Genomic DNA, 11,837 nt, shown 5'->3' on the forward strand with positions numbered 1-11,837 from the left:
GGTATGCGGTGGGGGGGAGATCGAGCGCCGCCCGCGCGGCGCATCGCGAGCAAGGCTCGCTCCTACGCTTGTTTCGGGCCAGTGATGTCAGTGGCGCGATGCGCGACCGCCTTGTTTGTACGACCTGATATCGCGTCAGGTGCCAAAGCGTTCGCGGGCAATCTCACAGGCATAGTTGGCCCGAAACAGACGTAGGAGCGAGCCTTGCTCGCGATGCGCCGCGCGGGCGGCGCTCGATCTCGCAGGCGTAGGGTCTGTCACGACGACCACACTCAGTCATCGTATCTCTGGCTGCGAAAAGGGAAAAAACGATCGCGGAGACAGGCACAAGCCCGCCGCCCGCTTCCACGGGAAGTATTCTGGGACCAGCAGAGGGTGACCGGGGAAACGGGGGCGACGTTGCGCCGCCCCGCGATCAAAGCTAACGAAGCAGAGGAATCAAGCCGCCAGGTGGCGTTTGCCGGCCTGGGCCTTGCGGACCTGGGCACGGCAGGCGTCGCCAAAGGCCTGGAACATTTTGATCGAGTCAGGGTTCTTCGCAGCTTGCCACTCTGGGTGCCACTGCACAGCGAAGAGGAAAGGCGAAATGCTTGGCGCGTGGATGGCCTCGACCAGGCCGTCTTCGGCGTGAGCGATCGGCTCGATGCCTTCACCCAGATTGCGCAGGCCCTGACCGTGCAGCGAGTTGACGCGGATCTCATCGGTACCGAGCGTTTCGCGCAGCCAGCTGCCTGGCTTGATCTTCACGCTGTGGACCTGGGCGTATTGCACCTCGACCGGGTCTTCCGGGTTTTCCCGGTGATCGTTGAAACCTGGCTCTGCGTAGACCTTCTGGTAGATATCACCACCCAGGGCCACGTTGATTTCCTGCATACCCCGGCAGATGCCGAAGATCGGCAAGCCACGCTTGATGGCTGCCTTGACCAGCGGGATATCGAACAGGTCGCGGTTCTTGTCCTGGCCTTTGCCTGGGGTCTCGTTTTCCTGGCCGTACAGGGTGGGGTCGATATTGCTGCCAGCACCGGTCAGGTACACGCCGTCGGCCATGTCCAGATAGGTCTCCAGGTCTTCGGTACCGCAGCAAGTGGGCACCAGTACCGGGACGCAATCGGAAAACTCGACCAGCGGGGTGATGTATTTGTGGGTCATGACCTGGTAGTCATGGCCTTTGCGCTCTTGCATGCCCATGGTCATCAGGACGACGGGTTTGCGCAGGGAGGGTTGTTTGCTGCCAATGTTGCTGTTGGACATATGTCACCTTGAGACAGGTTCGACCTGTCGTTGTTGTGCAGGCGCACGGCCTTGGCCTTCTGTGCTGCCTGGAGCCCCGAGCACTGCCGGCTCGTCCGAGTCGACGATTCCGGTCGGGGCTTAAGCGATAGATTGCCAGAGCCGTTCGATATGTCAAACGACACGCAGGGGCTTTGATGGGGGGCGGGCGCCGAAATACGGGGGGTTAAACCCTTGCGAGCCTCAGGCGGCAAGGGTTTGACGTAAGGTGAGGTCAATTATATTTAACGATGCAGTCGGCTCATTGCAGCCGTGCAATGAATCGCCGCCAATTCGGCGCCGGCAAAGGCTCCGCAACCCCAGCAGGCATCGGCTTGCCGACGATCAGGCCTCAATGCAGTATCTGCGCAAGGAACGCCTTGGCTCGCGCAGTGCGTGGCTGGCCGAAAAAGACCTCTGGCGGGCTGTCTTCGATGATCTGACCACCTTCAAGGAACAGCACGCGCTCGGCGACCTGCCGGGCAAAGCCCATCTCGTGGGTCACGCACAACATGGTCATGCCCGTGCCAGCCAGTTGTACCAGCACATCCAGCACCTCGGCGACCATCTCCGGGTCGAGCGCCGAGGTCGGTTCGTCGAACAGCATGATCCGCGGCTTCATGCACAGTGCACGGGCAATCGCAACCCGTTGTTGCTGGCCGCCGGAAAGCTGGCTGGGGTACTTGTGCGCCTGGCTCTCGATGCCGACCTTGCTCAGGTACATCCGCGCGCGTTCCTCTGCGTCCTTGCGTGACAGCCCGCGCACGCTGGTGGGGGCCAGCAGGCAGTTGTCGAGCACGCTCATGTGCGGAAACAGGTTGAAGTGCTGGAATACCATGCCAATTTCGCTACGCACCTGGGCAGCTTGCCGGCTGGTCGCAGCAAGGTCGGTGCCGTCGACCCGAATGGTGCCTTGCTCGGCCACCTCCAGACGGTTGATGCAACGGATCAGGGTCGACTTGCCCGAGCCGGATGGGCCGCACAGGACGATGCGCTCGCCTTCGCGCACCTTGAGGTTGATGTCACGCAATACATGGAAGGCGCCGTAATGCTTGTTCAAGCCCTCGATGCTGATCAGCGTTGGACGCGGATCGGGTTCAGGAGCAAGGCTGGCAACGCTCAGGGGGGCGGTCATATTGTTGTTCTCCCGCGTGGGTTCAGTCGAAACGTGCAGCGCTGTAAGGCGCAGGGTCGGTGAATGGCCGTTCGCCGGTGACCATCTCGGCCAGCAGGCGGCCGCTGACCGGGCCCAGGGTCAGGCCATGGTGGGCATGGCCGAAGTTGAACCACAGCCCTTTGTGCCTTGGCGCAGGCCCGATCACCGGACGCATGTCCGGCAGGCAGGGGCGACGACCGAGCCAAGGGCTGTCGTCCAGGCGCTCGCCGAGGGCCGGGAACAGTTGGCGGGCCAGGATTTCGCAGCGCCTTAGTTGGATTTCATTGCCCGGCGCGTCGCTGGCGGCGAACTCGATGCCGGTGGTCAGGCGCACGCCTCGGGCCATCGGTGCCAGCACGTAGCCGCCTTGTGTATCGCAGATCGCATGTTCGAGCTGTGCACCGTCACGGGTGCCGTAGTGCATGTGGTAGCCGCGCTTGATACCCAGCGGGATGCGGTAACCCAACCGCTCGTAGACTTGGGCGGATTGCGGGCCGAGGCAGGCGACGACTTCGTCGGCGGTGATCGGGCCGCGCTGGCTGTTCACCTGCCAGCGACCTGCGACCTGGCTCAGGCTGCGTGCATCGCCATGCAGGAACTGCCCGCCGCGCTGGACGAATAGCGCAGCGTAACCCTGGGTGAGGGCGCCGGGGTTGTTCACGGTTTTCGGGTCGAGCCAATGAATGCCACCGACCACCGCGCTGTCGAGCTGATGCTCTCGCGCCTGCAACTGGCCGCGCTCGAGAATCTCGTACTGCAGACCATAGCGGGCAAGCCCCCTGATCTCGGCCTTGGCCTGTTCGAACAGGGCCGGGTCGCGGTACACCTCGATCCAGCCTTTGGCTTGCACCAGCCCTTCGAGGCCAGCAGCACCGATCAACGCGTCATGCTCTTCGACGCAGCGCTGCACCAGCGGCAGCATGTCGGCGGCCGCGCCCGCCAGACGCCCAGGAGCCGACTGGCGCCAGTAACGCAGCAGCCATGGCGCTGCCTTGGGCAGGTGCAGCAGGCTGTAGCGAACATCGGGCTGGCGGTTCAGGCCATAACGCAGCAGAGCGCCCAGTTGGCGGGGGAACGCGTAGGGGATCACGCTCGAGCGCTCGATCAGGCCCGCGTTGCCGTGGCTGGTACCGCTGCCGGGTTCGTCGCGGTCGATCAGGATCACCTGGCGACCACGCGCTTGCAGGTGCAGCGCGGTGCTGACGCCGACGATACCGGCGCCGAGGACAAGGGTCTGGCAATGCATGGAACGTATCCTTCCGTCAGTTCAAGTGGCGGCCCAGGCGGGCTTCCAGGTGTTTGAGCAGGCGCCGTACCAGTTCCACGATCACCAGGTAGAGCACAGCGGCCCACAGGTAGATCTGGAAGTCGAAGCTGCGCGAGAAGGCCAGCTTGGTCACGCCCATCAGGTCGTAGATGGTCACCAGCGAAGCGATGGCGCTGGCCTTGATCATCAGGATCAACTCGTTGCCCAGCGGGCCGATGGCCACCAGCAGCGATTGCGGCAGGATCACCTTGAAGAAGGTGGTCGAGCGTTTCAGGCTCAAGGCTCGCGCGGCTTCGTACTGCCCTGGGGCGACCGCCATCAGGCTGCCGCGGAAGATTTCGGCTTGGTACGCCGCGGTGTTCAGGGTGAAGGCCAGCAGGGTGCAGAACCACGCCTCGCGGAAGAACCACCACAGCCCTACGTCCTGCCAGAAGCCTTTGAGCGAACCCAGGCCGTAATAAAGTAGGAACAGCTGCGCGAGCAGCGGCGAACCCCGGAAAAAATAGATGTAGCCAGCGGCCATGCGCTGCAACAACAGGCTGTGTGACATCCTCGCCAATGCCAGCAGCAAGCCAAGGACGGCGCCCAGACTGAAGGAGATGGCCACCAGTTTCGCGGTCACCAGCAGGCCATCGACGAAGCGTGGCCCGTAGCGCTCCAGCAGGTCAGGGTCTAGTACCAGGCCCAGCAGTTGTTCGAAGCTCATGCCCGTGCTCCTTGCAGATGTCGGTTGCAGCGTCGTTCGATCCAGGCGAATACCCGCCCCGACAATGCCGAGAACAGCAGGTAGCCCACGCAGGCAACGCCATAGAAGAACATCGGCTCTTTGGTCACGCTGACTGCCAGATTGGTCTGGCGCATCAGGTCGACCAGGGAAATGGTCGAGACCAGCGAGGTGTCCTTGAGCAACGACAGCCAGTTGTTGGAAAGGCCGGGCAGGGCGATGCGCGTCAGTTGCGGCAGCACCACCTTGAAGAACGCCGTGCGCTTGCCCAGGCCCAGGGCCGAGCAGGCCTCCAACTGGCCTTTGGGCAGGGTCTTGAAAGCGGCCAGCCAGATCTCGCTGGAGAACGCCGCGAATACCAGGCTGAAGGCGACCATGGCGGCCAGGAAGGTGTTGATCAGGAACTCACCTTCATAGCCCATGGCTGTCAGGATCTTTTGCGCGGCGATCTGGCAGCCGTAATAGATGATGAGCAGGGTGAGCAGTTCGGGCAGCCCACGAAACACGGTGGAAAAGGTGGTCGCCCAGGCTCTTGGCAGGCGTTTGCGAGAACGCGCAGCCATGGCCACGCCAAGGCCCAGCGGCAGGCCGATGGGCAGGCAGGCCAGGGCCAGCGAAACAGTGACCAGGGCACCGGCCAGCAGGGCCTGGCCCCAGCCTCCGCTGGCGAACGACAGAAGTGACAATTGGTCGAGCATGACAAGCCCTCACGCGGGATCACTTACCCTCCCTGCAGGACCGGGTTTATCCGCGAAAGTGCCAGCAACAGCGGCACCTGTCGCCCGGTCGGGCGCATTCGCGGGCAAACCCGCTCCCACAGGGCAGCAGGTCAGTTGTAGATGTCGAAGTCGAAGTACTTGCTGGCGATCTTCTGATAAGTGCCGTTGGCGACGATCTCGGCCAGGGCGGTATTCAATCGCTGGCGAAGCGCATCGTCGTCCTTGCGCACCGCGATAGCGGCGTCGGCCTTGGTCCCGGCCACATCACCGAGGATCTTGCAGCAATCCTTGCCATTTTTGTTGATCCACTCCTGCAGCGGGAACTTGTCGGCGATCACCCCGTCCAGGCGGCCGGCTGCCAGGTCGGCGTTGGCCTCGTCCATGGTTGGATAGAGCTTCACCTCGGCGCCGGCCTTGGCGTAAACGTCCTCGGCGTAGATCGCCTGGGTGGAGGAGGACTGGGCGCCCACGGTGTAACCTTCGAACGTGGTCTGGGCGTCGTCGATCTTGCTGTCCTTGGCCACGGCGACGGCCAGCGGCGTACGGTAGTAGTGGTCGGTGAAGGCGATCTTTTTGCGGCGCTCTTCGGTGTCGATCATCGAGGCGACCACGGCATCGTACTTGCGCGCCATCAACGCCGGAATGATGCCTTCCCAGTCTTGTGCCACCAGGGTGCACTCGACTTTCATCTGTTCGCACAAGGCGTAGGTAATGTCGATGTCGAAACCGTGCAGCTTGTTATCGGCGTCGACATAGTTGAAGGGCGGGTAGCCGCCCTCGGTGGCGAAGCGCACGGTTTCGGCACTGGCAGCACCCGCCAGCAGCAGGGCACACGCACCCACCATAGCCATGGTCTTGTTCATCTCGCACCTCTTGCACTCTTGCTATTGTTGTTTGCCCGACGGCCACGAGGTGTAGCCGACGAACTCGTTATGTAGAGCGGCAGTTGCTTCCAAGCGTCTTTCAACATCCGGTCCGAGCTTCTTGCAGACCTCGTTGACCATCAGGTGCACCCACGACAGCATGGGGGCAGTAGATTCCCAGAACAGATTGAACTCGGTAGGTACGCGGAACACTTCGTCTGCGTGGGCATCTGCCCAGTCGCAGAAGGTATCGGTCACCAGGGTGACGGGTATACCGGCGGCCCGTGCCTTCTGGCACAGCAGCAGGGCGTGGCGTGAATAACGGCGGGCCTCGAACACCACCAGGGCGCTCTGTTCGGCGGGCCCGAGCAGCACTTCGCCGAAGTGCCCGGCGCTGCCATCGACCTGTTGCACGCCATCGCGTAGGTATTGCAGCAGGTGGGTCATGCACAGGGCGACGCCGCGCTCGGTCTGGAAGCCGGCGATGAATACCCGTGGTTTCTGCGCCAGGCGCTGGGCGACCTGGTGCCAGGCGTCGGTCTGACGATACTCGTGGACCCGTACCAAGGCGGCCATTTCCAGCTCCAGGCTGCCAGAGATATCGCTGGGGTCATGGTTCTGGCGGTATTCTTGCAGACGATCACCCACCAGCCAGGGGCCGTCGCCCAGGTCGCTTTGCAGATCTTGCTTGAGCGCTTTGAGGTGAGGGTAACCGAGGGCGCGGCAGAAACGGCCGACACTGGATTCGCTGACACCCAGCTTGGCAGCGATGCTGGCCGAAGTCTGGAATGGCAGTTCGTGCAGATTGGCGAGCATGTACGTGGCGATCTTGCGGCCTGAGGCAGCGGCCCCTTGCAGGCTGTTTTCCAGGCGTTGCTTGATCGGTTGGCTCATGCTGTGGCTCCCGGTGAGGCGTGGAAAAGAAAATGGATGTTTTCTGTCATCAAGTCAACATTTGACAGGTAGCTGTCACTTGCAGGAAAGTTTTTGTCGTTGCCAACGCTGTAGCCACTCCAAATCCAATAAGGAGCTTCAGATGTCCGCACCCTCCACCAGCCCCGTCGTGCGTGTGCCTTTCGCCGAGTTGCAGGCGCTGTTGCAAGCGATTTTCCAGCGCCACGGTTGCAGTGAGGCAGTGGCCGAAGTGCTGGCCCACAATTGTGCCAGCGCCCAGCGCGACGGCGCCCATAGCCACGGGGTGTTCCGTATTCCGGGGTATGTCTCGACACTGGCCAGCGGCTGGGTCGATGGCCGCGCAACACCGCAGGTCACCGATGTCGCCTCCGGTTATGTCCAGGTGGATGCGGCGGGCGGTTTTGCCCAGCCCGCCTTGGCAGCCGCACGTGCGCTGCTGGTGAAAAAGGCCCGCAGTGCCGGAATCGCCGTGTTGGCAATCCACAACTCGCACCATTTCGCGGCCCTGTGGCCGGATGTCGAGCCGTTCGCCGAGGAAGGCCTGGTTGCACTGAGCGTGGTCAACAGCATGACCTGTGTGGTGCCCCATGGCGCACGCAAGCCGTTGTTCGGTACTAACCCCATCGCCTTCGCTGCTCCGTGCGCCGACCATGACCCCATCGTCTTCGACATGGCCACCAGCGCCATGGCCCACGGCGATGTGCAAATCGCCGCCCGTGCCGGCCAACAGTTGCCTGAAGGCATGGGGGTCGATGCCAATGGGCAGCCAACCACCGACCCGAAGGCCATCCTCGAGGGCGGGGCGTTGTTGCCGTTCGGTGGACACAAGGGCTCGGCACTGTCGATGATGGTCGAGCTGCTGGCGGCGGCCCTGACCGGAGGTAACTTTTCCTGGGAGTTCGATTGGTCCAAGCACCCTGGGGCCAAGACCCCATGGACCGGGCAGTTGATCATCGTCATCGACCCCAGCAAGGCCGAAGGCGAACGGTTTGCCCAGCGCAGCCGTGAGCTGGTCGAGCAGATGCAGGCCGTGGGGTTGACGCGCATGCCTGGCGAGCGCCGCTACCGCGAGCGCGAAATGGCCGATGAGCAAGGGGTGGCGTTGACGCAGAGTGAGTGGGAGGCCCTTCAGGGAATGATTGGCTGAGCGGGTTCGAGGCCAAGGTTGCTTCGTCGCGAGCACGGCTCGCTCCTACCTGGTCGTGTCGCACAGGCATGGCGGGACAGGGGCGAACCTTGCTCGCCATCACCGCGCAGGTGGCGTTCGATCCAAAGGGCGAAGAAAACGCTCCCGTCATGCAATCTTGCATAGACAACCTTGCACGATAGGTGATGTTTCTTGGCCCCGACTCCGGGTATCCTCAGGGCAGCCTTTCCGAACTGTCCTGATCCAAGGAGCTGCACGCTGTGTTCAAACATGTCGATGCCTATGCCGGCGACCCGATCCTCTCGTTGATGGAGACTTTCAAGGCCGACCCACGCGCCGATAAGGTCAACCTGAGTATCGGCCTGTACTACGATGAGGCCGGCGTGGTGCCGCAATTGGCGGCTGTGGATGCGGTGGAAAAACGCATCGCGGGCCAGGACCACGAAGCCTCGCTGTACCTGCCGATGGAAGGCCTGGCCAGCTACCGTCAGGCCATCCAGGCGCTGCTGTTCGGTGCTGACCACCCGGCCGTCACCGGCAAGCGTGTGGCCACCGTGCAGACCGTCGGTGGTTCCGGCGCGCTGAAAGTCGGTGCCGACTTCCTCAAACGCTACTTCCCAGGCTCCGAAGTCTGGGTCAGCAACCCGACCTGGGATAACCACCGTGCCATCTTCGAAGGTGCCGGTTTCAAGGTCCACACCTATCCGTACTTCGACCAGGCCACCCGTGGCGTGGACTTCGCCGGCATGCTCGCCACCCTGCAGACCCTGCCGGAAAACAGCATCGTCCTGCTGCACCCATGCTGCCACAACCCTACGGGTGCCGACCTGGAGCAGAACCAGTGGCAACAAGTGGTGGAAGTGGTCAAGGCGCGCAACCTGATTCCGTTCCTCGACATCGCTTACCAGGGCTTCGGCGAGGGCCTGGTGGAAGACGCCTACGCCATCCGTGAAATGGCCCGCGCCGGCGTGCCGTGCTTGGTCAGCAACTCGTTCTCGAAGATCTTCTCGCTGTATGGCGAGCGGGTAGGGGGGCTGTCGGTGGTCTGCGACGACGAAGCCACCACCCAGAGCGTGCTCGGCCAGCTCAAGGCCACCGTGCGCCGCAACTACTCCAGCCCGCCCAACTTCGGTGCCCAGTTGGTGGCCGGCGTGCTCGGCGACCCGGCCCTCAACGCCCAGTGGGTCGCGGAAGTCGAAGTCATGCGCAAGCGCATCCTCGACATGCGTCAGGCCCTGGTGGACGCCCTGGCGGTATTGCTGCCAGGCCAGGACTTCCAGTTCTTCCTGCGCCAGCGCGGCATGTTCAGCTACACCGGCTTCAGCGTCGAGCAGGTGCGTCGCCTGCGTGACGAGTTCGGGGTGTACCTGATCGACAGCGGCCGCGTGTGCATGTCGGGCCTGCGCCCGGCCAACCTGCAACGGGTTGCCGAAGCGTTCGCTGCCGTCCAGAAGTAAGCCTTCATCACAGCCCATCGCCGGTAGGCCGGCGATGTGGCTTGTCCGGTAACACCGCCTCTTGTAAAGACAAGTGCAACCGTCCCTCGGACGGGGCTTCCCCAAGTGCAACCTTTGCAGGCACAATCGCGCCCCTCTTTTCCGGTTGAGTTGGGCGAAACGTCTATTTCGCCATTCTCAGCCTGTTGCAGTCTTGCGAGTGGAGCTTCACCCGGAATGAATGAGCAGGCCCCAAGCGTTGAACAACGCTTTGCAGAATCGACCCCCGCCACCCTCGGCAGCTGGTCGCGTCACGACACCACCTGGATGCTGGGCCTGTTCGGCACAGCCATCGGCGCTGGAACCCTGTTCCTGCCGATCAACGCAGGCCTCGGCGGTTTCTGGCCGTTGCTGATCCTCGCCGCGTTGGCGTTCCCCATGACGTATTTCGCCCACCGTGGCCTGACCCGTTTCGTGCTGTCGGGGCGCAACGGTGGCGATATCACCGAAGTGGTGGAAGAGCATTTCGGGCTCAAAGCCGGTGCCCTGATCACCGTGCTTTACTTCTTCGCCATCTTTCCGATCCTGCTTATCTACAGCGTGGCGTTGACCAACACGGTGAGCAGCTTCATGGAGCACCAGCTGCACATGACCCCGCCGCCACGCGCGATCCTCTCGTTCGTGCTGATCCTCGGCCTGCTGGCCATCGTCCGTTGCGGTGAGCAGGCCACGGTCAAGGTCATGAGCCTGCTGGTCTATCCGTTCATCGTCGCCCTGGCGCTGCTGGGCCTTTACCTGGTGCCGCACTGGACCGGCGGTATCCTGGACAGTGCCAACCAGGTGCCGTCCGGTTCGGCCTTTCTGCACACCGTGTGGCTGGCGATTCCGGTGATGGTGTTCTCGTTCAACCACTCGCCCATCATTTCCGCGTTCGCGGTGGACCAGAAGCGTCGCTACGGTGAGCACGCCGACGAGCGCAGCGGCCAGATCCTGGCCCGTGCCCACCTGCTGATGGTGGCCATGGTGCTGTTCTTCGTCTTCAGCTGCGTGCTGACCCTTAGCAGCGCCCAGCTGGCCGAAGCCAAGGCGCAGAACTTGTCGATCCTCTCGTACCTGGCCAACCACTTCAGCAACCCGACCATCGCCTTTGCCGCGCCGCTGATCGCCTTCATCGCCATCGCCAAGTCGTTCCTGGGGCACTACATCGGTGCCAGCGAAGGCCTCAAGGGCATCATCGCCAAGGCTGGCCTGCGCCCCGGCGCCAAGACCCTGGATCGCGTGGTCGCCGCGCTGATGCTGGTGGTGTGCTGGATCGTCGCCACGCTCAACCCGAGCATCCTCGGCATGATCGAGTCGCTGGGCGGCCCGATCATCGCGGTACTGCTGTTCCTGATGCCGATGTACGCCATCCGTCGCGTGCCGTCGATGCGCAAGTACAGCGGGGCGCTGTCCAACGTCTTCGTCGTTGTGGTCGGCCTGGTCGCACTGACCTCGGTGGTCTACGGCCTGCTGGGCTAATCCACCGCCAAAACTAAAAATGTCCGGATGGTCTGTGGCCATCCGGACATTTTTTTGTCCACAAGAATTGTCCGGCAATAAAACAATTTCTCCGCCACCCATAGGCACCCGGCTGCCTTCATGCTTAACTCAGTGTCCTTTTCAAACCCCGCATAAGGATTTCTGCCCATGGCTCAAGTGACTCTCAAAGGCAACCCGGTTCAGGTGAACGGCGAGCTGCCAAAAGTCGGTGCCCAGGCTCCCGCTTTCTCGCTGGTCGCTGGCAATCTGGCCGACACCTCGCTGAAGGACTTCGCCGGCAAGCGTAAGGTGCTGAACATCTTCCCAAGCGTCGACACGCCAACCTGCGCCACCTCCGTGCGTAAGTTCAACGCCCAGGCCAACGACGTCGCCAACACCGTGGTGCTGTGCATCTCCGCCGACCTGCCATTCGCCCAGGCGCGTTTCTGTGGTGCCGAAGGCCTGGAAAACGTGAAGAACCTGTCGACCCTGCGCGGCCGCGAGTTCCTGGAGAACTATGGCGTAGCCATCGCCGATGGCCCGCTGGCTGGGCTGGCCGCCCGCGCCGTGGTAGTGCTGGACGAAAATGATAACGTGCTGCACAGCGAGCTGGTTGGCGAAATCGCTGACGAGCCGAACTACGCGGCGGCGCTGGCGGTTCTGAAGTAAACGCTGCGTGGGGGCAGGCCGTTGTGGCCTGCTCCGGCCCTGTCGCCGGCACCTGACATCGCAGTGCTTGCAGGCGCCCGGTACTAGGGCTTCAAGCAATACCCTGTAAACGGCCCGGAACGCGTTCCGGGCCGTTTTCATTTAAAGTTCAGCA

General features: G+C 62.8%; 11 protein-coding genes. 4 read left to right on the forward strand and 7 right to left on the reverse strand.

The window, feature by feature from the left end; genetic code table 11:
• Positions 1 to 438: 438 nt before the first annotated feature.
• The 7 genes from H620_RS0115540 to H620_RS0115570 form a co-directional block, all read right to left on the reverse strand.
• Complete coding sequence (locus H620_RS0115540) at positions 439 to 1,251, reverse strand: gamma-glutamyl-gamma-aminobutyrate hydrolase family protein (RefSeq protein WP_023380334.1); 813 nt, start codon at positions 1,249 to 1,251, stop codon at positions 439 to 441.
• Positions 1,252 to 1,621: 370 nt separating this feature from the next.
• Complete coding sequence (locus H620_RS0115545; RefSeq protein ID WP_023380336.1) at positions 1,622 to 2,404, reverse strand: amino acid ABC transporter ATP-binding protein; 783 nt, start codon at positions 2,402 to 2,404, stop codon at positions 1,622 to 1,624.
• A gap of 22 nt (positions 2,405 to 2,426) precedes the next feature.
• Positions 2,427 to 3,671, reverse strand: a complete 1,245-nt coding sequence (locus H620_RS0115550) for an NAD(P)/FAD-dependent oxidoreductase (RefSeq protein ID WP_023380337.1) — start codon at positions 3,669 to 3,671, stop codon at positions 2,427 to 2,429.
• A 16-nt stretch (positions 3,672 to 3,687) separates the two neighbouring features.
• Positions 3,688 to 4,398, reverse strand: coding sequence for an ABC transporter permease (locus H620_RS0115555; protein ID WP_023380338.1), 711 nt, complete (start codon positions 4,396 to 4,398; stop codon positions 3,688 to 3,690).
• On the reverse strand, positions 4,395 to 5,114 hold the full coding sequence (locus H620_RS0115560) for an ABC transporter permease (protein ID WP_023380339.1): 720 nt from the start codon (positions 5,112 to 5,114) through the stop codon (positions 4,395 to 4,397). Before H620_RS0115560 ends, H620_RS0115555 begins: the two co-directional genes overlap by 4 nt.
• A 131-nt stretch (positions 5,115 to 5,245) precedes the next feature.
• Entirely contained in the window at positions 5,246 to 5,998 is a 753-nt protein-coding gene (locus tag H620_RS0115565) for a transporter substrate-binding domain-containing protein (RefSeq protein WP_027907602.1), read from the reverse strand.
• A gap of 21 nt (positions 5,999 to 6,019) precedes the next feature.
• Positions 6,020 to 6,892, reverse strand: coding sequence for a MurR/RpiR family transcriptional regulator (locus tag H620_RS0115570; protein WP_023380341.1), 873 nt, complete (start codon positions 6,890 to 6,892; stop codon positions 6,020 to 6,022).
• 142 nt (positions 6,893 to 7,034) lie between these two features.
• Here H620_RS0115570 and H620_RS0115575 point away from each other — a divergent pair, with 142 nt between their 5' ends.
• The 4 genes from H620_RS0115575 to tpx all read left to right on the forward strand — a co-directional run bounded on the left by H620_RS0115575 (position 7,035) and on the right by tpx (position 11,683).
• Complete coding sequence (locus H620_RS0115575; RefSeq protein WP_027907603.1) at positions 7,035 to 8,060, forward strand: Ldh family oxidoreductase; 1,026 nt, start codon at positions 7,035 to 7,037, stop codon at positions 8,058 to 8,060.
• A 260-nt stretch (positions 8,061 to 8,320) separates the two neighbouring features.
• Positions 8,321 to 9,517: an amino acid aminotransferase gene (locus H620_RS0115580; RefSeq protein ID WP_027907604.1), complete on the forward strand. Its 1,197-nt coding sequence runs from the start codon at positions 8,321 to 8,323 to the stop codon at positions 9,515 to 9,517.
• A gap of 216 nt (positions 9,518 to 9,733) precedes the next feature.
• A complete protein-coding gene (locus H620_RS0115585) occupies positions 9,734 to 11,014 on the forward strand; it encodes a serine/threonine transporter (RefSeq protein WP_023380345.1) in 1,281 nt (426 codons plus the stop codon).
• A 168-nt stretch (positions 11,015 to 11,182) separates the two neighbouring features.
• On the forward strand, positions 11,183 to 11,683 hold the full coding sequence (gene tpx / locus H620_RS0115590; RefSeq protein ID WP_023380346.1) for a thiol peroxidase: 501 nt from the start codon (positions 11,183 to 11,185) through the stop codon (positions 11,681 to 11,683).
• The last annotated feature ends 154 nt before the right edge of the window (positions 11,684 to 11,837 follow it).

It is taken from the genome of Pseudomonas taiwanensis DSM 21245, from assembly GCF_000425785.1.
GTDB classification, from domain to species: Bacteria; Pseudomonadota; Gammaproteobacteria; order Pseudomonadales; family Pseudomonadaceae; genus Aquipseudomonas; species Aquipseudomonas taiwanensis.